24 protein-coding genes and 1 tRNA gene are annotated in these 24,148 nt (G+C 64.9%); 1 reads left to right on the forward strand and 24 read right to left on the reverse strand.

Features of this window, described 5'->3' with window-relative positions:
• Nucleotides 1–66: 66 nt before the first annotated feature.
• From AVAK2825_RS06920 to AVAK2825_RS06935, 4 genes are all read right to left on the reverse strand, one after another.
• The gene (locus tag AVAK2825_RS06920) at nucleotides 67–1,266 is read right to left on the reverse strand and encodes an ABC transporter substrate-binding protein (protein WP_284395524.1); all 1,200 of its coding nucleotides are present in this window, start codon (nucleotides 1,264–1,266) and stop codon (nucleotides 67–69) included.
• 50 nt (nucleotides 1,267–1,316) lie between these two features.
• Nucleotides 1,317–2,516, reverse strand: a complete 1,200-nt coding sequence (locus AVAK2825_RS06925) for an ABC transporter substrate-binding protein (protein WP_272568000.1) — start codon at nucleotides 2,514–2,516, stop codon at nucleotides 1,317–1,319.
• A gap of 84 nt (nucleotides 2,517–2,600) precedes the next feature.
• Nucleotides 2,601–3,311 (reverse strand): ABC transporter ATP-binding protein, encoded by a 711-nt coding sequence (locus AVAK2825_RS06930; protein ID WP_284395527.1) that lies wholly within the window; start codon nucleotides 3,309–3,311, stop codon nucleotides 2,601–2,603.
• A complete protein-coding gene (locus AVAK2825_RS06935) occupies nucleotides 3,308–4,081 on the reverse strand; it encodes an ABC transporter ATP-binding protein (protein WP_272551665.1) in 774 nt (257 codons plus the stop codon). Before AVAK2825_RS06935 ends, AVAK2825_RS06930 begins: the two co-directional genes overlap by 4 nt.
• A gap of 352 nt (nucleotides 4,082–4,433) precedes the next feature.
• Between AVAK2825_RS06935 and AVAK2825_RS06940 the strand changes: the two genes are divergently transcribed.
• Complete coding sequence (locus tag AVAK2825_RS06940; protein ID WP_284395533.1) at nucleotides 4,434–6,227, forward strand: ABC transporter transmembrane domain-containing protein; 1,794 nt, start codon at nucleotides 4,434–4,436, stop codon at nucleotides 6,225–6,227.
• Between the two features lie 57 nt (nucleotides 6,228–6,284).
• On the opposite strand, the gene AVAK2825_RS06945 is transcribed toward AVAK2825_RS06940, so the two are convergent.
• The 20 genes from AVAK2825_RS06945 to AVAK2825_RS07040 form a co-directional block, all read right to left on the reverse strand.
• Nucleotides 6,285–6,770, reverse strand: coding sequence for a DUF1178 family protein (locus tag AVAK2825_RS06945; RefSeq protein WP_284395535.1), 486 nt, complete (start codon nucleotides 6,768–6,770; stop codon nucleotides 6,285–6,287).
• 54 nt (nucleotides 6,771–6,824) lie between these two features.
• Nucleotides 6,825–7,133 carry a DUF2818 family protein gene (locus AVAK2825_RS06950; protein WP_284395538.1) on the reverse strand — a complete coding sequence of 103 codons (309 nt, stop codon included), beginning with the start codon at nucleotides 7,131–7,133 and terminating at the stop codon, nucleotides 6,825–6,827.
• A 40-nt stretch (nucleotides 7,134–7,173) separates the two neighbouring features.
• Nucleotides 7,174–8,667 (reverse strand): NADH-quinone oxidoreductase subunit NuoN, encoded by a 1,494-nt coding sequence (gene nuoN / locus AVAK2825_RS06955; RefSeq protein ID WP_284395540.1) that lies wholly within the window; start codon nucleotides 8,665–8,667, stop codon nucleotides 7,174–7,176.
• Nucleotides 8,668–8,691: 24 nt separating this feature from the next.
• A complete protein-coding gene (locus AVAK2825_RS06960) occupies nucleotides 8,692–10,167 on the reverse strand; it encodes an NADH-quinone oxidoreductase subunit M (protein WP_284395542.1) in 1,476 nt (491 codons plus the stop codon).
• A gap of 13 nt (nucleotides 10,168–10,180) precedes the next feature.
• The gene (gene nuoL / locus AVAK2825_RS06965; RefSeq protein ID WP_284395543.1) at nucleotides 10,181–12,214 is read right to left on the reverse strand and encodes an NADH-quinone oxidoreductase subunit L; all 2,034 of its coding nucleotides are present in this window, start codon (nucleotides 12,212–12,214) and stop codon (nucleotides 10,181–10,183) included.
• A gap of 29 nt (nucleotides 12,215–12,243) precedes the next feature.
• Nucleotides 12,244–12,552, reverse strand: a complete 309-nt coding sequence (nuoK, locus tag AVAK2825_RS06970) for an NADH-quinone oxidoreductase subunit NuoK (protein ID WP_005793248.1) — start codon at nucleotides 12,550–12,552, stop codon at nucleotides 12,244–12,246.
• Nucleotides 12,549–13,217, reverse strand: a complete 669-nt coding sequence (locus AVAK2825_RS06975) for an NADH-quinone oxidoreductase subunit J (protein WP_284395584.1) — start codon at nucleotides 13,215–13,217, stop codon at nucleotides 12,549–12,551. Before AVAK2825_RS06975 ends, nuoK begins: the two co-directional genes overlap by 4 nt.
• 34 nt (nucleotides 13,218–13,251) lie before the next feature.
• Nucleotides 13,252–13,764 (reverse strand): NADH-quinone oxidoreductase subunit NuoI, encoded by a 513-nt coding sequence (gene nuoI / locus AVAK2825_RS06980; RefSeq protein ID WP_284395586.1) that lies wholly within the window; start codon nucleotides 13,762–13,764, stop codon nucleotides 13,252–13,254.
• 12 nt (nucleotides 13,765–13,776) lie between these two features.
• A complete protein-coding gene (nuoH, locus tag AVAK2825_RS06985) occupies nucleotides 13,777–14,853 on the reverse strand; it encodes an NADH-quinone oxidoreductase subunit NuoH (RefSeq protein WP_272567990.1) in 1,077 nt (358 codons plus the stop codon).
• Nucleotides 14,850–16,988, reverse strand: a complete 2,139-nt coding sequence (gene nuoG, locus AVAK2825_RS06990) for an NADH-quinone oxidoreductase subunit NuoG (protein ID WP_284395589.1) — start codon at nucleotides 16,986–16,988, stop codon at nucleotides 14,850–14,852. The genes nuoH and nuoG overlap by 4 nt, the downstream gene beginning before the upstream one ends.
• Nucleotides 16,989–17,003: 15 nt before the next feature.
• Nucleotides 17,004–18,362 (reverse strand): NADH-quinone oxidoreductase subunit NuoF, encoded by a 1,359-nt coding sequence (nuoF, locus tag AVAK2825_RS06995; protein WP_284395590.1) that lies wholly within the window; start codon nucleotides 18,360–18,362, stop codon nucleotides 17,004–17,006.
• The gene (gene nuoE, locus AVAK2825_RS07000; RefSeq protein WP_284395595.1) at nucleotides 18,359–18,916 is read right to left on the reverse strand and encodes an NADH-quinone oxidoreductase subunit NuoE; all 558 of its coding nucleotides are present in this window, start codon (nucleotides 18,914–18,916) and stop codon (nucleotides 18,359–18,361) included. The genes nuoF and nuoE overlap by 4 nt, the downstream gene beginning before the upstream one ends.
• A complete protein-coding gene (locus AVAK2825_RS07005) occupies nucleotides 18,913–20,166 on the reverse strand; it encodes an NADH-quinone oxidoreductase subunit D (RefSeq protein ID WP_272567984.1) in 1,254 nt (417 codons plus the stop codon). Before AVAK2825_RS07005 ends, nuoE begins: the two co-directional genes overlap by 4 nt.
• Before the next feature lie 27 nt (nucleotides 20,167–20,193).
• Nucleotides 20,194–20,802, reverse strand: coding sequence for an NADH-quinone oxidoreductase subunit C (locus tag AVAK2825_RS07010; RefSeq protein ID WP_284395598.1), 609 nt, complete (start codon nucleotides 20,800–20,802; stop codon nucleotides 20,194–20,196).
• A gap of 10 nt (nucleotides 20,803–20,812) precedes the next feature.
• Entirely contained in the window at nucleotides 20,813–21,292 is a 480-nt protein-coding gene (locus AVAK2825_RS07015) for a NuoB/complex I 20 kDa subunit family protein (RefSeq protein ID WP_007849129.1), read from the reverse strand.
• A 24-nt stretch (nucleotides 21,293–21,316) separates the two neighbouring features.
• Nucleotides 21,317–21,676, reverse strand: a complete 360-nt coding sequence (locus tag AVAK2825_RS07020) for an NADH-quinone oxidoreductase subunit A (protein WP_092744429.1) — start codon at nucleotides 21,674–21,676, stop codon at nucleotides 21,317–21,319.
• A gap of 72 nt (nucleotides 21,677–21,748) precedes the next feature.
• Nucleotides 21,749–21,833 (reverse strand) — tRNA-Leu (locus AVAK2825_RS07025).
• A gap of 121 nt (nucleotides 21,834–21,954) precedes the next feature.
• Nucleotides 21,955–22,329, reverse strand: coding sequence for a preprotein translocase subunit SecG (gene secG / locus AVAK2825_RS07030; RefSeq protein ID WP_284395671.1), 375 nt, complete (start codon nucleotides 22,327–22,329; stop codon nucleotides 21,955–21,957).
• Between the two features lie 41 nt (nucleotides 22,330–22,370).
• Complete coding sequence (gene tpiA / locus AVAK2825_RS07035; protein ID WP_284395673.1) at nucleotides 22,371–23,114, reverse strand: triose-phosphate isomerase; 744 nt, start codon at nucleotides 23,112–23,114, stop codon at nucleotides 22,371–22,373.
• Nucleotides 23,111–24,103, reverse strand: coding sequence for an NAD(P)H-quinone oxidoreductase (locus AVAK2825_RS07040; RefSeq protein ID WP_284395676.1), 993 nt, complete (start codon nucleotides 24,101–24,103; stop codon nucleotides 23,111–23,113). The genes tpiA and AVAK2825_RS07040 overlap by 4 nt, the downstream gene beginning before the upstream one ends.
• Between the last annotated feature and the right edge of the window lie 45 nt (nucleotides 24,104–24,148).

Raw genomic sequence — 24,148 nt, forward strand, 5'->3', positions numbered from 1 at the left:
AGGGCGCGAGTGGCGGTGAAGCGGTGAAAAAAGAGGGTCAGCGGAACGGGCGGCGCGTCATGGGTGTCATTTCCAGGCCGCGCACTTGCTCTCGGCCTGGGTGGCGAACACTTCCTCGCCGGGCAGCTTCTTGACGAGCTTGTAGTAATCCCATGCGCCCTTGGATTCGGCCGGTGACTTCACCTGCATCAGGTACATGTCGTGCACGTAGCGGCCATCGGGGCGCAGCGTGCCGGAGCCGAAGAAGTCGTTCATCTTCATGCCGCGCCAGGCCTGCATCACCTTGTCGGCATCGGTGCTCTTGGCGGCTTCGACGGCCTTCAGGTAGTTCATGGTGGCCGAGTAGTCGGCCGCCTGGATCTCGGTGGGACGGCGCTTGGTCTTTTCCATGAACTTGTCGGCGAACTTGCGCGTGTCGTCGTTCAGGTCCCAATACCAGCTCGTCGTGAACTGCAGGCCCTCGGTGGTCTTGAGGCCCAGGCTGTGGATGTCGCTGAAGAAGATCAGCAGGCCGGCGAGCTTCATGCTCTTGCCGATGCCGAACTCCTTGGCGGCCTTGATGGAGTTGATGGTGTCGCCACCCGCGTTCGCCAGGCCCAGCACCTGGGCCTTGGAGTTCTGCGCCTGCAGCAGGAAGGACGAGAAGTCCGAGGCATTGAGCGGGTGCTTGACGCTGCCCACCACCGTGCCGCCCTTGGCCTTGACCACCGTGCTCGCATCGGCCTCCAGCGCGTGGCCGAACGCGTAGTCCGCCGTGAGGAAGAACCAGCTCTTGCCCCCGCCATCGACGATGGTGGCGCCCGTGCCCTTGGCCAGCGCCACGGTGTCGTAGGCGTAGTGCACCGTGTAGGGGCTGCACTGCTCGTTGGTGAGTGCCGAGGTGGCCGCGCCGTTGTTGATGAACACGCGCTTCTTCTCCTGCGCCACCTTGGCCATGGCCAGGGCCGTGCCCGAGTTGGTGCCGCCGAACACCAGGGTCAGGCCCTGCGTGTCGATCCATTCGCGCGCCTTCGATGCGGCGATGTCGGCCTTGTTCTGGTGGTCCGCGCTCATCAGTTCGATGGGCATGCCCAGCACCTTGCCACCGAAGTCGTCGATGGCCATCTGGATCGCCACCGCGCCGTTCTTGCCTTCCACGTCGGCGTACAGGCTGGACATGTCGGTGATGAAGCCGATCTTGACCTTGTCCTGGGCCTGCACGGCCGATGCGGCCAGGCCCAGGGCGCCCAGCACCAGGGCCAGTCGGGTGAGTTGTCTGTTTTTCATGGCTTTGTCTCCTGATCTCGGATGTGTTTTTTTCGATCGTGCGCGTCAGCTCATTTCCACAGCGCGCATTTGCTCTCGGCCTTGGTGGTCCACACCTGGTCGGCGGGCAGCTTGCTCACGACCTTGTAGTAGTCCCAGGGCTCCTTGGATTCGGCGGGGGCCTTCACCTGCACCAAGTACATGTCGTGCGCAAAGCGGCCGTCCGGGCGGATCACGCCCTTGCCGTAGAAGTCGTCGATGGGCGTGGACTTGAGCTTCTCCATCACCTTGTCGGCATCGAGCGTCTTGGCGGCTTCCACCGCTTTCAGGTAGTTCATGGTGGCCGAGTAGTCGGCCGCCTGGATGTCGGTCGGCATGCGCTTGGTCTTGGCGAAGAACTTGCGGCCGAAGGCACGGGTCTTGTCGTCCAGGTTCCAGTCCCAGCTGGTGGTGAGCAGCAGGCCTTCGGTGTTCTTCAGGCCCAGGCTGTGGATGTCGGTCACGAAGACCAGCAGGCCCGCCATCTTCATGGTCTTGTTGATGCCGAACTCGCGCGCGGCCTTGATGGCGTTGATGGTGTCGCCGCCGGCATTGGCCAAGCCCAGGATCTGCGCCTTGGAGTTCTGCGCCTGCAGCAGGAAGGACGAGAAGTCGGACGCGTTGATGGGGTGCTTCACGCTGCCCACCACCTTGCCACCCTTTTCCTTGACCACCTTGGCCGTATCGGCCTCCAGCGCGGCGCCGAACGCATAGTCGGCCGTGAGGAAGAACCAGTCCTTGCCGCCCTGCCCCACGATCGCGCCGCCCGTGCCCTTGGCCAGCGCCACGGTGTCGTAGGCGTAGTGCACCGTGTAGGGGCTGCACTGCTCGTTGGTGAGCGCCGAGGAGCCCGCGCCGTTGACGATGAACACGCGCTTCTTCTCCTGCGCCACCTTCGCCATCGCCAGACCCGTGCCCGAGTTGGTGCCGCCGAACAGCATCGTCAGGCCCTGCGTGTCGATCCACTCGCGCGCCTTCGATGCGGCGATGTCGGCCTTGTTCTGGTGGTCCGCGCTCAGCAGCTCGATGGGCTGGCCCAGCACCTTGCCGCCGAAGTCGTCGATGGCCATCTGGATCGCCACCGCGCCGTTCTTGCCTTCCACGTCGGCGTACAGGCTGGACATGTCGGTGATGAAGCCGATCTTCACCTTGTCCTGCGCCTGCGCGGAGAACGTCGCGAGGCCCGCGGCCCCCAGCAGCACGGCGAGCGCCTTGAGGTTCATCTTTTTCATGTCGTTGTCTCCTTGGGTCTTCGATGGAAAGGGGGATCGGGGTGCTCTGGGCGAAGGCGGTGGTCGAAGCCGTCCCGCGCCGGGTCAGACGCCCAGCAACTCGTTGAGCACGGGCATCTTGGCCTGCAGCTCGGCGGCGCCGAACTGCTCCACGATGCGGCCGTGCTCCATCACGTAGAAGCGGTCGGCCAGCGGCGCGGCGAAGTGGAAGTTCTGCTCCACCATCACCACGGTGTAGCCCTTCTGGCGCAGCGTGGTGATCATGCGGGCCAGGGCCTGCACGATCACCGGCGCCAGGCCTTCGGAGATTTCGTCGAGCAGCAGCAGCTTGGCCCCGGTGCGCAGGATGCGCGCCACCGCCAGCATCTGCTGCTCGCCGCCCGACAGGCGCGTGCCCTGGCTGTGGCGGCGCTCGGCCAGGTTGGGGAACATGGCGTAGATCTCATCGACCGACATGCCCTGCGTGCCGGTCTTGAGCACCGGGGGCAGCAGCAGGTTCTCTTCGCACGACAGGCTGGAAAAGATGCCGCGCTCTTCCGGGCAATAGCCCACGCCCAGGTGGGCGATGCGGTGCGTGGGCATCTGGATCGTCTCCTGCCCGTGGATGCGCACGGAGCCTTTGCGGGCGCCCGTCAGCCCCATCACGGCGCGCATGGTGGACGTGCGGCCCGCGCCATTGCGGCCCAGCAGGGTCACCACCTCGCCGGGCTGCACCGTGATGTCCACGCCGTGCAGCACGTGCGACTCGCCGTACCAGGCCTGCAGGCCACTGATCTCGAGGGCCGGCGCGCTCATGCGTGGGCCCCCTGCAGTTGGCCGTCCGTGGTGCCCATGTAGGCCTCCATCACCTGCGGGTTGCGCGATACCTCTTCGTACGGCCCCTCGGCCAGCACAGCGCCGCGCTGCAGCACGGTGATGCGGTCGGCGATCGTGGAGATCACCTTCATGTTGTGTTCCACCATGAGGATGGTTCGGCCGGCCGAGACCTTCTTGATGAGCTGCGTGACGCGGTCCACGTCCTCGTGGCCCATGCCCTGCGTGGGCTCGTCCAGCAGCATCAGCTCGGGCTCCATGGCCAGCGTGGTGGCGATCTCCAGCGCGCGCTTGCGGCCGTAGGGCAGGTTCACGGTGGTCTCGTCGGCCAGGTCCTGCAGGCCCACTTCGGCCAGCAGTTCCATCGCGCGGCCGTCGAGCTGCTGCAGACTGCGTTCGCTGCGCCAGAAGTGGAACGCCGTGCCCAGCTTGCGCTGCAGGCCGATGCGCACATTCTCCAGCAGCGTGAGGTGCGGGAACACGGCGGAGATCTGGAACGAGCGGATCACGCCGCGCCGCGCGATCAGCGCGGGCCGCTCGCGGGTGATGTCCTCGCCGTTGAAGCGGATCACGCCGGAGGTCGGCTCCAGGAACTTGGTCAGCAGGTTGAAGCAGGTGGTCTTGCCAGCGCCGTTGGGACCGATCAGCGCATGGATGGAGCCCCGGCGGACCGCGAGATTGACATCGCTGACCGCGGTGAAGCCTCTGAACTCTTTGGTCAGGCTGTGGGTTTCGAGAATGACGTCGCTCATTGCGCCTTGGCCGCTCCGTGGTGGTGCTGGGCGGGGCGCTTCGCCCGGGGGAGCGAGGCACCCTGGCCTGCGTTAGGTTGCACCGCATCCTAAGGCGCGCCCCCGCTGCGCAGATACTGGGACAAATGCCTATGTATAAACGCCTACCCGGCCGGCCGGCACCGCCCCCCTGGGGACGCCCGGGCGCGGTCCGGCGCACGCCTTCCGCCCCAGGCAGGGCTTTGGATGAAAACCGCTCCATGCCATAGATCCAATTGTTCGGGTAGCTATTAAATTAATAGCAAACCTGTGTCGCGGCAGGCTTCATGGCAAGGCGCATGCCGATCCGGGCGCGGGCTCCTACACTGCCACCATGCCCTCCTCCTCCCCCACCCCCGGCGCCCCGCGCTCGCTCGGCGGCCTGCTGCCGTTTCTCCGGCCCTATGCCGGACGCATTGCGCTCGCGCTGGTCTTCCTGGTGCTGGCGGCGCTGGCCACGCTGGCGTTTCCCTTGGCGCTGCGCGAACTCATCGACGGCGGGCTGGTGGGCGCCACGCGCGGCGAGCAGGCCATGGCGCTGCGCGAGCATTTCGGGCTGCTGTTCGCCGTGGCCGTGGCGCTGGGGCTGTTCTCCGCCGCGCGTTTCTACACCGTGAGCTGGCTGGGCGAGCGGGTGACGGCCGACCTGCGCAACGCCGTCTATGCGCACGTGCTGGAACAAAGCCCGCAGTTCTACGAAACCACGCAGACCGGCGAAGTGCTGTCGCGCCTGACCGTGGACACCACGCTGGTGCAGACCGTGGTGGGCTCGTCGCTGTCGATGGGCCTGCGCAACGCGGTGATGGGCGTGGGGGCGCTGGGGATGCTGGTGTGGACCAATCCGTACATCATGTCGGTGGTGTTCGCCGCCATCGTGGTCGTGGTGCTGCCCACGCTGTGGATCGGCCGCTGGGTGCGCCGCCTCTCCCGGGCCAGCCAGGACCGGGTGGCCGATTCCAGCGCCATCGCGGCCGAGGTGCTCAATGCCGTGCCCGCCGTGCAAAGCTACACGGCCGAATCGCGCGAAGCCCGCCGGTTCGAAGCCTCCACCGAGAACGCCTTCCAGACCGCCGTGCGCCGCAGCCGGGCCCGCGCGGCGCTGGTGGCCTTCATCGTGATCGCCAACGCGGCGTTGCTGCTGTGGGGCCTGTACCGGGGCACGCAGGCGGTGCTGGCGGGCGAGATGTCGGCCGGCCACCTGGGGCAGACGGTCATCTACGTCATGTTCCTTGCGGGCGCGGTGGCCGTGCTCGGCGAGGTGTACGGCGACCTGCTGCGCGCCGCCGGGGCCACCGAACGGCTCATGGAACTGCTCGCCAGCCGATCGCCCATCGCCAGCCCCGCGCAGCCCGCGGCGCTGCCGGACACGGGCGGCGGGCTGCGCGTGGACTTCGACAAAGTGGCGTTCCACTATCCCTCGCGGCCGCAGGCACCCGCCCTGCGCGGCTTTGACCTGCACCTGTCGGCCGGCGAAACCGTCGCGCTGGTGGGCGCCAGCGGCGCGGGCAAGACCACGGTGTTCCAGCTGCTGCAGCGCTTCTACGACGTGGATGCCGCAGGCGGCGGCATCGCGCTGAACGGCGTGGACATCCGCCGCCTGGCGCTCGGCGACCTGCGTGCCCACGTGGGCATCGTGCCGCAGGACGCGGTGATCTTCTCCGCCTCGGCCCTGGACAACATCCGCTACGGCCGCCCCGGTGCCACCGAGCGGGAAGTGCAGGAGGCCGCACGCGCCGCCTTCGCACACGAGTTCATCGCGGCCTTGCCCGAAGGCTACGGCACTTTCCTGGGCGAGCGTGGCGTGCGCCTGTCCGGCGGGCAGCGCCAGCGCATCGCCATCGCCCGCGCCTTGCTCAAGAACCCACCGCTGCTGTTGCTGGACGAAGCCACGAGCGCGCTCGATGCGGAAAGCGAACGCATGGTGCAGGCCGCGCTGGACGCCGCCATGCAGCGCCACAGCGGCCAGCGCACCACGCTGGTCATCGCGCACCGGCTCGCCACGGTGCAGAACGCCGACCGCATCGTGGTGATGGACCAAGGGCAGATCGTGGAGGAAGGGCGCCATGCGGACCTGGTCCGGCAGGGCGGCGTGTACGCCCGGCTGGCGGCGCTGCAGTTCACGCAGTGAAGACGGGCGGACCGAGGCCTGCCATCCGGTCGGCGATGCCGACGCACCGGCAGGCGGCTACTGCAAGGTTTCCTTGGCCGCGTCCGGAAGCACCAGGGGCAGCACTGCGATCCCCTCTTCCAGCAGTTCGGCCGCTTCCTGGGCACTGGCCTGGCCGCGGATACCGCGCTCTTCGGTTTCGCCGTGGTGCATGCGGCGCGCTTCCTGCGCGAAGCGGGGCCCCACGTCCTCGGTGTGGGCCACGATGTGCCGGGCCACCCGCAGCCACGCGGCCTGCAGGCCGGAATCGCCCGGGGGCATGGAAGGGGATGGGTTTGCCACCGCAGTGCTGCCAGCACCGTCCTCCCGGGCGCGCGGGGCAGCCGGGTTGGGCATTGCGCCCAGATTCAGGCGCGGGGCGCTCAGGCCCTTGCGGATCTCGCTGCTGCCGCACAGGGGGCATTGAACGAGATCGCGCGCCAGCTGGCTCTGGAAATCGGCCTCGGACCCGAACCAGCCCTCGAATGCATGGCCCTGTGCGCAATGGAGATCGAGCACTTTCATGGCAATGGGAATGGAGCAGGCAGCGGAGGCAGCCGGCCGGCGATGCGCAGCACCTCAGCCCTTGTTGCGCCGCAGCAGGTAGCGGTAGATGAACCCGGGAAACGCCAGCGTGATGAACAGCGTGGCAGTGATCGCGTAGAACTCCCACTGCTGGGGTGCGATCTGCCCCACGCGGCGCTCCAGCAGCAGCGCGACGCCACCGACCAGAAAGTACAGCAGGGCCATTTCGCCCAGGCGCGCCGCCATGGGCTTGGTGGGCGCGGCCTTCGGGCCCACCAGCAGCCAGCGCTGGCTGAAGAACGGCAGGTTGGCCCCGATGGCCGCCAGCACGATCACCAGCCAGATGGACGCGGTGGCGGACACAGGAGGGGCAACGGCCTGGGAAAAGGAAATCCGGGCGCGCTCAGGTCGCCAGCGCGCGCACGACGGCGTCGGCGCACAGCGCCATCAGGCCACCGGGCAGCAGGCCCAGCACCAGCACCAGCGCGCCGTTGAGCGTGAGCACCATGCGCACGTCCAGCGGGGCCGACACGTTCGCGGCGGTGAGCGGTGCATCGAAGTACATCACCTTCACCACGCGCAGGTAGTAGAAGGCGCCGATCAGCGACATCACCACCGCGAAGACGGCCAGGGCGATGTATAGCGTCTGGCCCGAAGCCACCAGGGCCTGCAGCACCGACAGCTTGGCGTAGAAGCCCACCAGCGGCGGCAGACCGGCCAGCGAGAACAAGCACACCGCCATCACGCCGGCATACAGCGGGCTGCGCTGGTTCAGGCCCGCCAGGTCGGAAATCTCTTCGCTCTCGAAGCCTTCGCGGGCCAGCAGCAGGATCACGCCGAAGCTCGCCAGCGTGGTCAGCACATAGCTCACCACGTAGAACATGGAAGAGCTGTAGGCGTTCTCGACCGCGTTGGCATCCACGTTGCCGTTGACCACGCCCGACAGCAGGCCCAGCAGCACGAAGCCCATCTGCGAGATCGTGGAGTACGCCAGCATGCGCTTGAGGTTGGTCTGGGCGATGGCCGCCAGATTGCCGACCAGCAACGAGCCGATGGCCAGCACCGCGAGCATCTGCTGCCAGTCGATGGCCAGCGGCAGCAGCCCGTCCACCAGCAGGCGGATGGTGATGGCGAAGGCCGCCAGCTTGGGCGCGCCGCCGATGATCAGCGTCACGGCCGTGGGAGCGCCCTGGTACACATCGGGAATCCACATGTGGAACGGCACCACGCCCAGCTTGAAGGCCAGGCCGGCCACCACGAACACCAGGCCGAACACCAGCACCTGGTGGCGGATCTGGCCGGAGTTGACCGCCTTGAACACCTGGCCGATGTCGAGCGAACCGGTCGCGCCGTAGATCATCGACAGGCCGTACAGCAGGAAGCCGCTCGCCATCGCGCCCAGCACGAAATACTTCATCGCGGCCTCGGTGGAGGTCGCATGGTCGCGGCGCAGGGCCACCAGCGCATAGCTGGACAGCGTGAGCAATTCCAGGCCCAGGTAGATCACCAGGAAGTTGTTGCCCGAGATCATGATGAACATGCCCAGCAGCGCGAACATCGACAGCGTGAAGAACTCGCCGCCGCGCAGCATGTCGCGGTCGCCGGCATAGGGGCGGCCATAGACGAGCGTGACCATCATGGCCACGGTGGCGAAGCACTTGAGCCAGTTGCCCATGGCATCGCTCACCACCATGTTGCCGAAGCCGTAGAACGTGTTGCCGGTGTTGGCATACAGGGCCTGCAGCACGGCCACCACGGTCAGGGTGAGCATGGTGAGCAGGTAGGTGCCCGTGCGCCGTGGGCTGGTGACGCCCAGGTCCACGAGCGCGATCACGCAGGCCATGACCAGGAGCACGATCTCCGGATACACCGCCAGCCAGCTGATGTTGTCAATCATCTCGAGTCTCTCGTTTCAGTCTGGTCAGTTGAGCTTGGACAGCGCCACGTGCTTGAGCAGCTGCGCCACCGAAGCGTCCATCACGTCGGTGAAGGGACGGGGGTACAGCCCCATGTAAAGCACGGCAATCGCGAGCACGGCCATCACCAGGAACTCGCGGGCACCGATGTCCTTGAGGTCTCTCACGTGGTCGTTGGCGACGGGGCCGAGGTAGACGCGCTTGTACATCCACAGCGTGTAGGCCGCGCCGAAGATCAGCGCCGTGGCCGCGGCCAGGCCGATCCAGAAGTTGGCCTTGACGGCGCCCAGGATCACCATCCACTCGCCCACGAATCCGGCCGTGCCCGGCAGGCCGCAGTTGGCCATGGCGAACAGCAGCGCGAAGGCCGCGAACTTGGGCATGGTGTTGACCACGCCGCCGTAGGCCGCGATCTCACGGGAATGCACGCGGTCGTACAGCACGCCGATCGACAGGAACATGGCGCCCGACACGAAGCCGTGGGCGATCATCTGCACCAGCCCGCCCGACACGCCCAGGTCGTTGAAGATGAAGAAGCCCAGCGTCACGAAGCCCATGTGCGCCACGGACGAATACGCCACCAGCTTCTTCATGTCCTTTTGCACCATCGCCACCAGGCCCACGTAGATCACGGCCACCAGCGACAGCGCGATCATCAGCCAGGCCCATTCACGCGCGGCGTCGGGGGCGATGGGCATGGAAAAGCGCAGGAAACCATAGGCACCCAGCTTCAGCATGATGGCAGCCAGCACGGCGGAGCCGCCGGTGGGGGCCTCCACGTGCACGTCGGGCAGCCAGGTGTGCACCGGCCACATCGGTACCTTCACCGCGAACGCGGCGAAGAAGGCGAAGAACAGCAGGGTCTGCGCACGGGCCGACAGCGGCAGCTGGTGCCACGTGGCGATGTCGAAGCTGCCACCGGACTGGTTGTACAGGTAGATCAGCGCGATCAGCATCAGCAGCGAGCCGAGCAGCGTGTACAGGAAGAACTTGAACGCCGCGTAGATCTTGTTGGGGCCGCCCCAGATGCCGATGATCAGGTACATCGGGATCAGCGTGGCTTCGAAGAACACGTAGAACAGCAGACCATCGAGCGCGCTGAACACGCCGATCATCAGGCCCGAGAGGATCAGGAACGCGCCCATGTACTGGTTCACGCGCTCGGTGATCGACTCCCACGACGCGATCACCACGATCACCGTGATGAACGCCGTGAGCGGTACGAACCAGAACGAGATGCCGTCCACACCCAGGTGGTAGTGGACGTTGAAGCGCTCGATCCACTGCACCTTCTCGACGAACTGCGCTGCGGCGGACGTGGCCTCGAAGCCGCCGTACAGCGGCAGCGTGACGGCCAGACCCACCAGCGACCCGATCAGGGCCAGCCAGCGCACGGCGCGTGCGTGCTCATCGCGGCCAAAGGCCAGCAGCAGGGCGCCAAACGCGATCGGCACCCAGATGGCAAGACTCAACAAACCCATTTTTGTTTTCCCTCTACTTGTTGAGCCACACGAAGTACGTCATGAGCGCGAAGATGCCCAGGATCATGACCAGCGCGTAGTGGTAGATGTAGCCCGTCTGGAACCAGCGCACCACCCCCGCCACGCGGCCCACCAGCTTCCACGAGCCGTTGACCAGCGCGCCGTCGATCACGGCCTGGTCGCCGCCCTTCCACAGGCCGGTGCCCAGCGCGCGAGCGCCCCGCGCGATGATGTTTTCGTTGATCCAGTCGAGGTAGTACTTGTTCTCGAACAGCATGTAGATCGGATGGAAGATGCGCTTGATCGCGGCCGGCAGGGCCGGGTTGACCATGTACATGTAGTAGGACGCCGCCACGCCCGCCAGGGCCAGCCAGAACGGTGCGGTCTGCAGGCCGTGAAGCGCCATGCCCACGGGGCCGTGGAAGATCTCCGCCAGTTCCGCCATCGCGGGGTGCTTGGCGGCGTCGACGAAGATCACGTCCTTGAAGAAGTCGCCGAACAGCATGGGCTGAATGAACAGGAAGCCGATGACCACCGAAGGAATGGCCAGCAGGATCAGCGGCACGGTGACGACCCAGGGCGACTCGTGCGGCTTGGCATCGTGGCCATGGCCGTGGTGGTCGTCATGGGCATGGTGGTCGTCGTGGTGCGCATCCGGGTTCTGGTCGTAGCGCTCCTTGCCGTGGAAGACCAGGAAGTACATGCGGAACGAATAGAACGCGGTGACGAACACGCCCGCCAGCACGGCGAAGTGCGCGAAACCTGCGGCCGGCAGCGTGCTGGCATGCACGGCTTCGATGATGCTGTCCTTGGAATAGAAGCCCGAGAACAGCGGCGTGCCGATCAGTGCCAGCGAACCCAGCAGCGACGTGATCCAGGTGATGGGCATGTACTTGCGCACGGCGCCCATCCAGCGGATGTCCTGGTTGTGGTGCATGCCCATGATGACCGAGCCCGCGCCGAGGAACAGCAACGCCTTGAAGAACGCGTGCGTCATCAGGTGGAACACCGCCACCGAGTAGGCGGAGGCACCGAGCGCCACCGTCATGTAGCCCAGCTGCGACAGCGTGGAATAGGCCACCACGCGCTTGATGTCGTTCTGGATGATGCCCAGAAAGCCCATGAACAGCGCCGTGATCGCACCGATCACGAGGATGAAGTTGAGCGCGGTGTCCGACAGTTCGAACAGCGGCGACATCCGCGACACCATGAAGATGCCGGCCGTCACCATGGTGGCGGCGTGGATCAGCGCGGAGATGGGCGTCGGGCCTTCCATCGAGTCCGGCAGCCACACGTGCAGCGGAAACTGAGCGCTCTTGCCCATCGCACCGATGAACAGGCAGATGCAGATGACCGTGATCAGCATCCAGCTGGTGCCCGGGAACGACAGTGTTCCGAGCTCACCCGCCTTGCCGAAGATCTCGCTGTAGTTCAGCGTGTTGGTGTACGCCGCGATCAAGCCGATGCCCAGGATGAAGCCGAAATCGCCCACGCGGTTCACCAGGAACGCCTTCATGTTGGCGAAGATGGCGGTCGGCTTGTTGAACCAGAAGCCGATCAGCAGGTACGACACCAGGCCCACCGCTTCCCAGCCGAAGAACAGCTGCAGCAGGTTGTTGCTCATGACGAGCATCAGCATCGAGAAGGTGAACAGCGAGATGTAGGCGAAGAAACGGTTGTAGCCGTCGTCTTCTTCCATGTAGCCGATCGTGTAGATGTGCACCATCAGCGACACGAAGGTCACCACGCACATCATCATGGCCGTGAGGCTGTCCACGAGGAAGCCGACCTCCATCTTGAGGCCGCCGACCACCATCCAGGTGTAGAGCGTTTCGTTGAAGCGCGCGCCGTCCATGGCCACGCTCTTGAGCGTCATGGCGGACAGGACGAAGGCCGCCAGCACGCCGAGAATGGTCAGCGTGTGGCTCAGCCGCCGGCCGATCCGGTTGCCGCCGAAGGCGGTGCCGAAGATACCCGCCAGGGCGGATCCCACCAGCGGTGCCATGGGCACCGCCAGCAGTGTCGAAGCAGAAAGGGTTTGGCTCATTCTTGAGGACCTTGGCTAGTACCGGCGACTCAACCCTTGAGGGTGTTGAGGTCTTCCGCGTTGATGCTGGATTTGTTGCGGAACAGCAGCACCAGGATCGCGAGGCCGATGGCCGACTCTGCCGCGGCGACCGTCAGGATGAAGAACACGAACACCTGGCCGTGCATGTCGCCCAGGTAGTGCGAGAACGCGACGAAGTTCATGTTCACGGCCAACAGCATCAACTCGATCGCCATCAGCAGCACGATCAGGTTCTTGCGGTTCAGGAAGATGCCGATGACGGCGAGCGCGAACAGCATCGCGCCCAGCGACAGGAAATGGCCCAGGGTCAATGTCATGCCTTCTTCTCCTCGACAGCGGGCGTTGCCGCTGCTTCCTCTGCAGGCTTTTGCGTCGCGGCGACCTTCACCAGCGCCACGCGGTCGCTGGCGCGCACACGGATCTGCTGCGATGGGTTGATCGCCTTGCTGTCCTTGCGCTGGCGCAGGGTGAGCGCGATGGCCGCGATCATCGCCACCAGCAGGATGACCGCTGCGATCTCGACGGGGTACAGGTACTCGGTGTAGAGCAGCTTGCCCAGCGCCTTGGTGTTCGAGTAAGGCAGCACATGGCCTGCCGCATCGACCACGGCCGCCACCGCCTTGGGCTCGTCCATGCCACGGAAGCCGCCCATCAGCACGGCCGCCATTTCCAGGGCGATCAGCGCGCCGATGAAGGCCGCCAGCGGAAAGTGCCGCCAGAAGCCCTGCCGAATGGAATCGATGTGGATGTCCAGCATCATCACCACGAAGAGGAAGAGCACCATCACCGCGCCGAGGTACACCAGCACCAGGGCGATGGCGAGGAACTCCGCCTTCAGCAGCAGCCAGATGGCGGCCGCCTGCGAAAACGCGAGGATGAGATACAGCACCGCATGCACGGGGTTGCGCGCGGTGATGACCCGGAAGGCTGCAAAGAGCAGCACGACCGAGAACAGATAGAAGAAACCAGTCTTGGCGTCCATGAATCGGGTCTTTGTAGGGGTTCAGGAGCCGCGCTCAGCGGTACTTGGCGTCGGCCGCCTTGGCTGCAGCGATCTCGGCCTCGTAGCGGTCCCCCACGGCCAGGAGCATGTCCTTGGTGAAGTACAGGTCGCCGCGCTTTTCGCCGTGGTATTCCAGGATCTGCGTCTCGACGATGGAGTCCACCGGGCAGCTCTCTTCGCAAAAGCCGCAGAAGATGCACTTGGTCAGATCGATGTCATAGCGCGTGGTGCGGCGCGAACCGTCCGCACGCACATCGGACTCGATGGTGATCGCCAGTGCCGGGCACACGGCCTCGCACAGCTTGCAGGCGATGCAGCGCTCTTCGCCGTTGTCGTAGCGGCGCAGCGCGTGCAGGCCGCGGAACCGGGGCGACAGGGGCGTCTTCTCTTCAGGGAACTGAACGGTCACCTTGCGCCGAAACGCGTAGCGACCCGTCAGGGCCATGCCCTTGACCAGCTCCACCAGCATGAAGCTCTTGAAAAAATCCTTGATCGAAAAGGATGAAGTAGCAGCAACAGCAGTCATCGGTGTCCCCGCTCAATTCCAGATGTTCCATGGCGAGTGCAGCCACGCGCCAACGATAAGCAGCCACACCAGCGTGACCGGAATGAAGATCTTCCAGCCCAGCCGCATGATCTGGTCATAGCGAAAGCGCGGGAAGGTCGCGCGGATCCAGATGAACATGGACACCACGAGGAAGGTCTTGAGGCCCAGCCAGATCCATCCGGGGATGAAGTCCAGCGCCGCCACCGGCGACAGCCAGCCGCCCAGGAACATGAGCACGGCCAGGATGGACACGAGCCACATGCTGGCGTATTCGGCCAGGAAGAAGATGGCGAAGCCCATGCCCGAGTACTCGACCATGTGGCCGGCCACGATCTCGGCCTCGCCTTCGACCACGTCGAAGGGGTGGCGGTTGGTTTCGGCCACGCCCGAGATGAGGTAGACGATGAAGATCGGCAGCAGCGGCAGCCAGTTCCACGACAGGAAGCCAAAGCCCTTCGCGGCTGCCATGCCGGCGCCCTGCCCCATCACGACTTCGGTCAGGTTCATGCTGCCCGACACCATGATGACGACGAGGAAACAGAAGCCCATCGCGATTTCATAGCTCACCATCTGCGCGGAAGCGCGCAGCGCCCCCAGGAAGGCGTACTTGGAGTTGGAAGCCCAGCCAGCGATGATCACGCCGTACACCTCGATGGAGGTGATGGCCATCACCAGCAGCAGGCCGGCATTCACGTTAGCCAAGGCCACATCCGGACCGAACGGAATCGCCACCCAGGCCGCCAGCGCGGGCATGATGGCCATGACTGGGCCGAGCACGAACAGGCCCTTGCTGGCCGCCGTTGGCTGGATGATTTCCTTGGTCAGCAGCTTGAGGCCGTCGGCCAGCGGCTGCAGCAGCCCGAACGGGCCGACCCGGTTGGGGCCATGGCGCACCTGCATGAAGCCGAGCAGCTTGCGCTCCCACAGCGTGAGGTAGGCCACGGCACCCATCAGGGGGGCCACGATGGCCACGATCTTGATCAGGTTCCAGATCACCGGCCACACCGCCGCCGTCCACCAGGACTGGGCGAACAGGTGCAGGCCGCCGTTGTACAGCGCGTCGATCATGCGGCAACTCCTTCAGCGGCGCGGCGTGCATCGGCCGTCAACTGCAGCGACGGCGCACGGCGAACCAGCCCGTCGAGCTGGTAGATGCTGGCCACGACCGGCGCGGCACCCGCACCGGCGGGCACGGCGATGGCAGCGCGCGTGCTGTTGCTCAGGCGGTCGGCAGGCAGTTGGGCCAGCGGAGCGGCCACCGTCGCACCCGTGGCTTTCGCCAGCACGTCCTGAGAGGTCTCGAAGTCGAGGCCCTGCACACCCAGCAGGTTGCCCAGCACCCGCAGCACCTTCCACGCGGGACGGGCATCGCCCAGCGGCTTGACCACGGCGTGGAAGCTCTGCAGGCGGCCTTCGGCATTGACGAAGGTGCCCGAGGTTTCGGTGAACGGCGCGATGGGCAGCAGCACATCGCTGAATTCCATGTTGGCCTTGAAAGGGCTCATCGTCACGACCATCTCGGCACCCGACAGCGCAGCCGCTGCCTGTGCACCTGCGGCGGAGTCATGGACAGGTTCGGTGTTCAGCAGCAGCGCCGCCTTGAGGCCGCCCGCCAGCATCTGGCCGGCGTTCAGGCCGCCCTTCTGCGGCTGTGCGCCAACGAACTGCGCGCCCAACGTATTGGCGGCTTCGGTGAGGTAGCCCACCACCGCACCCGTCTGGGCACCGATCCACTGGGCCAGCGCCAGCAGGCTCGAGGCCTGGGCGTGGTGCGCAGCGGCGTTGCCCAGCAGGATGGCCCGGCCTTCGCCCGAAGCCAATGCACGGGCCATACCGGCCGAGACGTCGGTCACACGGCCGCTGGCCACGGGGGCAGCCACACCGCGTTCCTGCGCCACGGCGGCGGCCACGTCGGCCAGGACCGCAGCCCAGTCCTGGGCCGGCGCCACGATGGACTGCGCCACGGGCATGGCCCAGTCGTAGGCCGCGGCGTTGAGGGCGCTGACGGTACAGCCCTTGCGCGCAGCCTGGCGGATGCGCTGGGCGAACAGCGGATGGTCCTTGCGCAGGTTCGAGCCCACGACCAGCACCGACTGCAGCGAGGACAGCGAGGCGATGCTCGTGCCCAGCCAATGGATGCCATCGGCCTGGGTGAACTCGGCGTGGCGCAGGCGGTGGTCGATGTTGTCGCTGCCGATGCCGCGCACGAGCGCGCCGGCCAGGAACAGCTCTTCCAGCGTGCTGTGCGGGCTCACCAGCGCACCGATGCTCTGGGCGCCATGGTCGGTGCGGATGCCCTGCAGCCCATTGGCCACGTATTCCAGCGCGGTCTGCCAGTCGACTTCCTTCCACTGGCCGCCCTGCTTGAGCATGGGGCGCGTCAGGCGCTCGTCTCCGTTGAGAGCTTCGTAGGAGAAGCGGTCACGGTCGGCGATCCAGCACTCGTTGACGTCTTCGTTCTCGAAGGGAACGACGCGCATCACCTTGTGGTTCTTCACCTGGACGATGAGATTGGCACCGGTGGAATCGTGCGGGCTCACCGACTTGCGGCGCGACAGCTCCCAGGTCCGGGCGCTGTAGCGGAAAGGCTTGCTGGTCAGCGCGCCCACAGGGCAGATGTCGATCATGTTGCCCGACAGCTCGGAATCGACCGTATCGCCCAGCACCGTGGTGATCTCGGAGTGCTCGCCGCGATGGATCATGCCCAACTCCATCACGCCGGCCACTTCCTGGCCGAAGCGCACGCAGCGGGTGCAATGGATGCAGCGGGTCATCTCCTCCATGGAGATCAGGGGACCCACGTCCTTGTGGAACACCACGCGCTTTTCCTCTTCGTAACGCGAAGAAGAGCCGCCGTAGCCCACCGCCAGATCCTGCAGCTGGCACTCGCCGCCCTGATCGCAGATCGGGCAGTCCAGCGGGTGATTGATGAGCAGGAACTCCATGACCGACTGCTGGGCCTTGATGGCCTTGTCGCTCTTGGTGCGCACGATCATGCCTTGCGTCACGGGCGTGGCACAGGCCGGCATCGGCTTGGGCGCCTTCTCCACGTCCACCAGGCACATGCGGCAATTGGCGGCGATGGAAAGCTTCTTGTGATAGCAGAAATGGGGAATATAGGTGCCCGCCTTCTCGGCCGCATGCATCACCATGCAGCCCTCGGCGACTTCTACCTTCTGCCCGTCCAGTTCGATTTCAACCATATGCTTTTCTCGCGATCAGGCAGAGGCAGACGCCTGAGGGGTCTTGTTGCGGATCAGCGCTTCGAATTCCGGACGGAAGTGCTTGATCATGGCGCGCACCGGCATGGCGGCGGCATCGCCCAGGGCGCAGATGGTGCGACCCTGGATGTTGTCGGCCACCGAATTGAGCAAATCCAGATCGCCGTCGCGGCCTTCACCGTGCTGGATGCGGTCGATCACGCGCCACATCCAGCCGGTGCCTTCGCGGCACGGCGTGCACTGTCCGCACGATTCATGCGAATAGAAATACGACAGGCGCAACAGGCTCTCCACCATGCTTCGAGAATCGTCCATCACGATCACGGCGCCCGAACCCAGCATGGAGCCGGCCTTGGCGATGGAGTCGTAGTCCATCGTGCATTCCATGATGACGGACGCCGGCAGCACCGGAGCGGACGATCCACCGGGAATCACGGCCTTGAGTTGGCGGCCCTTGCGCACGCCACCCGCCAGTTCCAGCAGCTTGGCGAATGGAGTGCCCATGGGCACTTCGTAGTTGCCGGGCTTTTCGACGTCGCCGGAGACCGAGAAGATCTTGGTGCCGCCGTTATTGGGTTTTCCGCAGGCCAGGTAGGCGGCGCCACCGTTGCGGATGATCCAGGGCACCGCGGCAAACGTCTCGGTGTTGTTGATCGTGGTGGGCTTGCCGTAGAGGCCGAAGCTCGCAGGGAATGGCGGCTTGAAGCGCGGCTGACCCTTCTTGCCTTCGAGCGACTCCAGCAGTGCGGTTTCCTCGCCGCAGATGTAGGCGCCGAAACCATGGGCGGCATGCAGCTGGAAGCTGAAGGCGCTACCCAGGATCTTGTCGCCCAGGTAGCCCGCAGCGCGTGCTTCTTCGAGCGCTTCTTCGAAGCGATCGTAGGTCTGGAAGATTTCGCCGTGGATGTAGTTGTAGCCCACGGAGATGCCCATCGCGTATGCGGCGATGATCATGCCTTCGATGACGATGTGCGGGTTGAACTGCAGGATGTCGCGGTCCTTGCAGGTGCCCGGCTCGCCTTCGTCGGAATTGCAGACGAGGTACTTCTGGCCAGGGAACGAGCGGGGCATGAAGCTCCACTTGAGGCCGGTGGGAAAGCCCGCACCGCCACGGCCACGCAGGCCCGATTCCTTGACGGTCGCAATGACCTGGTCCTGGGTGAGGCCCACACCTTCGCCCTGCTCCAGGATCTTGCGCAAGGCGGCATAGCCACCGCGCGCTTCGTAGTCCTTGAGGCTCCAGTTGGTGCCATCCAGGCCTGCATAGATCTGCGGATCGATGTGGCGGTCGTGGAAGCAGGTTTGAACGCCCGTCGCCTGGAATTGCGACAGGATCTTCTGCGCAGCGGTCGTCATGCTTGCCCTTCCGCCCGGGCCGGGGATGCCACGCCTTCGGCTTGGCGCAGGCCATCCACGAGCTGATCGAGCTTGTCGTTGTCCATGAAACTGCACATGGTGCGGTCGTTGACCAGCATCACGGGCGCATCGGCGCAGGCGCCGAGACATTCGCACTGCTGCAGCGTGAACAGGCCATCGGCCGTGGTCTCGCCCATCGCCACGCCCAGTTTCTTTTCCAGGTGGTGCAGCGCCTTCTGGCCATCGCGCAGCTGGCACGGCAGGTTGGTACAGACGTTGAGCTTGTACTTGCCCGTCGGCTGCTGGTTGTACATGTTGTAGAACGTGGTGACTTCGTGCACGGCGATCTGGGGCATGCCCAGGTAGCTCGCTATCACGGCCTCGTTCTCGGTGCTGACCCAGCCCAGTTCCTGCTGGACGATGGCCAGGCAGGCCATGACGGCCGACTGCTTCTGTTCCGCGGGGTACTTCGCCACTTCGCGCGCAAAGCGCGCCAGCGTCGCGTCGGTGATCTGGGACGCGGCGGGCACTACCGCCTTCGTTTCGGTATTCATCGGTCAATCTCCCCGAACACGATATCCATCGTGCCAATGATGGCCACGGCATCGGCAATCATGTGGCCACGGGCCATTTCGTCCAAGGTGGCCAGGTGGGCAAAGCCGGGCGCGCGGATCTTCAGGCGGTAGGGCTTGTTGGCGCCATCGCTCACCAGGTAGATGCCGAACTCGCCCTTGGGGTGCTCCACGGCTGCATACGCTTCGCCTTCGGGCACGCGGAAACCTTCGGTGAAGAGCTTGAAATGGTGGATCAACTCCTCCATGTTCGACTTCATGGATTCGCGCGAAGGAGGTGCCACCTTGTGGTTGTCCGTGATCACCGGGCCGGGGTTGGCACGCAGCCAGTCCACGCACTGCTTGATGATGCGGTTGGATTGGCGCATCTCCTGCACGCGCACCAGATAGCGGTCGTAGCAGTCGCCCGTCTTGCCCACCGGCACGTCGAAGTCCATGCGGTCATAGACGTCGTAGGGCTGCGTCTTGCGCAGATCCCATGCGATGCCCGAGCCGCGGATCATCGGGCCGGTCATGCCCAGATTGAGGGCGCGCTCCGGCGTCACGACACCGATGCCGACCGTGCGCTGCTTCCAGATGCGGTTGTCGGTGAGCAGTGTTTCGTATTCGTCCACGCACTTCGGGAACCGTTGCGTGAAGTCGTCGATGAAGTCCAGCAGGGAGCCGCTGCGGTTCTGGTTCAGCGCCTCGATGGCCTTGGCATTGCGGATCTTGTTGACCTTGTACTGCGGCATCGAATCGGGCAGGTCGCGGTACACACCACCCGGGCGGAAGTACGCCGCGTGCATGCGCGCGCCGGAGACCGCTTCGTACATGTCGAACAGGTCTTCGCGCTCGCGGAAGGTATAGATCAGGATCGTGGAGCTGCCGCAGTCGTTGCCGTGCGAACCCAGCCACATCAGGTGGTTCAGCAGGCGTGTGATCTCGGAGAACATCACGCGGATGTACTGCGCACGCACGGGCACATCCAGGCCCAGCAGCTTCTCGATGGCCAGGCAGTAGGCGTGCTCATTGCACATCATCGAGACATAGTCCAGGCGGTCCATGTAGGGCAGCGACTGGATGAAGGTCTTGTGCTCGGCCAGCTTTTCGGTGGCGCGATGCAGCAGGCCGATGTGCGGGTCGGCACGCTGCACGACTTCGCCGTCCAGTTCAAGCACGAGGCGCAGCACACCGTGTGCGGCCGGATGCTGCGGCCCGAAGTTCAGGGAATAGTTCTTGATTTCAGCCATGGTGGATCACTTTTCGGCGCGAGCGCCTCAGTGCAGGCCTCCGTACTTTTCTTCGCGGATGATGCGGGGCGTGATCTCGCGAGGCTCGATCGTGACCGGTTCGTAGACGACGCGGCGCTGCTCGGCGTCGTAGCGCATTTCCACGTGTCCGGACAACGGGAAATCCTTGCGGAAGGGGTGGCCGATGAAGCCGTAGTCGGTCAGGATGCGGCGCAGGTCGCTGTGCCCGTCGAACACGATGCCGTACAGGTCGAACGCCTCGCGCTCGTACCAGTTGGCAGAGTTCCAGAGGTCCGAGACCGACGGCACGACCGGAAAATCGTCATCCGCGCAGAACACCTTCACCCGCACGCGCTGGTTCATACTGACCGATAGCAGGTGCGAGACCACGCAGTAGCGCGGCCCCTCCACGCCGACGTCGCCATACGAGGAGTAGTCCACACCGCACAGGTCGACCAGTTGTTCGAAGCGACAGCCCGGCGCATCGCGCAGCAACTGCATGGCCGCCAGATAGTCCGCGGCAGAGACCACCAGGGTCACCTCATCCAGCGCCACCGAAAGCTGGCGCACCTTGTCGCCGAGCGCAGCGGCAATCGCGTCCCGAAGTGCTTCGGGTCGAATAGCAAAGGCAGTCATCGTCAACCCTTCAGACGCGAGCGATGGTGTTGGTGCGGCGGATCTTCTGCTGCAGCTGGATGATCCCGTAGATCAATGCCTCGGCCGTGGGCGGGCAACCCGGCACGTACACATCCACCGGAACGATGCGATCGCAGCCGCGAACCACCGAATAGCTGTAGTGGTAATAGCCGCCACCGTTGGCGCACGAACCCATGGACAGCACCCAGCGCGGCTCGGACATCTGGTCGTACACCTTGCGCAGGGCCGGCGCCATCTTGTTGCACAGCGTGCCGGCCACGATCATCAGATCGGACTGGCGCGGACTGGCGCGGAACACCTCGGCACCGAAACGGCCGATGTCGTAACGCGCCGCCGCGGCGTGCATCATCTCCACCGCGCAGCAGGCCAGACCAAAGGTCATGGGCCACAGCGAGCCGGTCTTGGCCCAATTCACCACCGAGTCGTAACTGGTGGTGATGAAGCCTTCCTTCATCACGCCTTCAATCATCGTGTCATTCCTTATGAAGACCGGTCATTCCCAATCCAGGGCACCCTTTTTCCACTCGTAGGCGAAGCCCACGACCAGGATGGCCAGGAAGATGACAACGGCAATGAAACCCGTCAGCCCCACCTCGTGGAGCGAAACCGCCCACGGAAACAGGAAGGCGATTTCCAGATCAAAAAGAATGAAGAGGATGGCAACGAGGTAGTAGCGCACATCGAACTTCATGCGCGCGTCTTCGAAGGCCTCGAAACCGCATTCGTAGGGGGAGTTTTTGGCCGCATCTGGGCGATTGGGGCCGAGGACATAGCCCAGCACCAGCGGGACGACGCCGACACCGATGCCGACCAAGATGAACAAAAGAACGGGGAGGTACTGATCGAGGTTCATCTGGAGGATGTGCTCACCGCTGAAGCTGCACCCAGACGCCCCAGGATGGGCGTGTTGGATGGGCTTTTGTTTTGGTGCCGTCGGCGAGACTCGAACTCGCACAGCTTTCGCCACTACCCCCTCAAGATAGCGTGTCTACCAATTTCACCACGACGGCTGATTTATGCATCTGGATGGCATGAGGAACCCGTTGGGTTTTTGGCTTTCCAGACAATCCGGGATTCTACTCCGGAAAAACCCTGCTCCGAGGAGCAGGATCAAATTTTGCGCTTTTCTTCTTACTTGGTAGGGATCTGCCCAGCGCCGGAGGCAGGCACCACAGGCACCGAAGGCACTTCGGAAGCCGCGCCGGAAGCAGGCTGAGCAGGCGCCACCACCCCAGGCACTTCCAGCACGCTGCCAACACCCGCGGGACGGACATTGCCAAAATATGCCAGCGCCAGCGTTGCCACGAAGAACACCCCCGCCAGCACCGCTGTGCTGCGCGACAGGAAATTGGCACTGCCGCTGGCACCGAACAGGCTGCCGGAGCTTCCGCTGCCGAAGGCCGCCCCCATGTCGGCACCCTTGCCATGCTGGATCAGGATCAAGCCGATCATGCCCAGCGCAGCCAGAATCTGCACCGCCAAAATCACATTCACAAGCGCGTTCATTCTCTATTTACTCCTAATTTGATAGCTGTATGCCGGCGTCTTTATTGCGCCGAAGCGATGATTTGCAAAAAGTCCTGCGCCTTGAGCGACGCCCCGCCCACCAACCCACCATCGATGTCGGGCTGCGCCAGCAATTGGGCGGCGTTTGCCGCATTCATGCTTCCGCCATACAGCAGACGGATGCGATCCGCCTGCGGGCTCGCCGCCGCCAATTGGGCGCGCAGCACCGCATGAACTTCCTGCGCCTGCTCAGGCGTGGCGGTGCGACCCGTGCCGATCGCCCAAACGGGCTCATAGGCCACCACGATCTCGCTGATGCAGTGCCCATTCGCGTGAACCACGGCCGCCAGTTGGCGCCTGACGACGGCCTGCGTCTGCCCCGCTTCGCGCTCTGCCAGCGTTTCTCCGACGCAGACGATGGGCGTGATGCCCGCCGCCAGCGCACGCTGCGCCTTGGCCGCGACCACCTCGTCGGTTTCTCCGTGGTACTGGCGCCGCTCGGAATGCCCCACCAGTACGTAGCGCACCCCGAACTCCAGCAGCATGGCGGCAGAAGCCTCGCCAGTGTAGGCACCGGACTCGTGCGCCGATACATCCTGCGCGGCGACTGCGACAGCGGAGCCCTCGGCCAGAGCCTGCACTTGCGCCAGGTAAGGCGCAGGCACTGCCACCACCACGTCGCAGCCGGGTTGCCCCATGCCTTGGCGCAACGCGTTCACCAATGCCTGATTGGAAGCCAGGCTGCCATTCATCTTCCAGTTGCCGGCAATCAATTTCTTTTTCATGCGTTCCACGTCAAAACAATTTTCCCTGCATGCTGGCTGGACTCCATCAGCGCATGCGCCCTAGAAGCCTCCGCCGCGGTAAACGTGCTGTGCACGATCGGGCGAACCTTCCGGGATGCCAGCAGTGGCCATACCTGCTCGCGCAGGGCACGGGCAATCGCGCCTTTGAACGCCACGGACCGGGGCCGCAGGGTGGAGCCGGTGATAGTGAGACGGCGGCGAAGCACGAGGCCCGCATTCAACTCGGCCTTGATGCCGCCCTGAACGGCAATGATCACCAGGCGCCCGTCCTCCGCCAGACACTCGATCTCGCGGGCAACGTAATCGCCTGCCACCATGTCCAGCACCACATCCGCGCCCTTGCCACCGGTGATGCGCTGCACCTCCGCGACGAAGTCCTGGGTCTTGTAGTTGATGGCGTGATGGGCACCGATTTCCAGGCAGGCCGCGCATTTTTCATCGCTGCCGGCCGTGACGATGACCGTGGCGCCGAATGCACGCCCCAATTGAATGGCCGTCACGCCGATGCCACTGCTTCCGCCCTGCACCAACAGCGTTTCACCGGATTGCAGACGACCGCGGTCGAACACGTTGCTCCACACCGTGAAAAGCGTTTCCGGCAGCGAGGCCGCCTCGACGTCGCTGAACCCGTCGGGCACGGGCAAACATTGTTCGACGGGGGCCACGCAGTACTCGGCGTAACCGCCGCCAGCGACCAGCGCACAGACGCGGTCGCCCACCTTGAGGCCCGCCTTGTCCATCGCAGCCTGATCGCCCCGCTCGATCACCCCTGCCACCTCGAGCCCCGGCAAATCCGACGCGCCCGGCGGCGGGGCATAGTGCCCCTTGCGCTGCAGAACGTCGGGCCGGTTGATGCCACTGGCAGCGACCCGAATGAGCAACTCACTCTGGGCCGGCTCGGGCACCGGGCGCTCTGCCAGACGCAGAACCTCGGGGCCGCCCGGGCTTTCGATTTCCACCACACGCATAGCCATCACCTTGCTACAAAAGTCGAGATGAATACCGCGCCGGCG

Origin of the sequence: Acidovorax sp. SUPP2825 (assembly GCF_030158995.1) — a bacterium.
In the GTDB taxonomy this organism is placed as follows: domain Bacteria; phylum Pseudomonadota; class Gammaproteobacteria; order Burkholderiales; family Burkholderiaceae_C; genus Paracidovorax.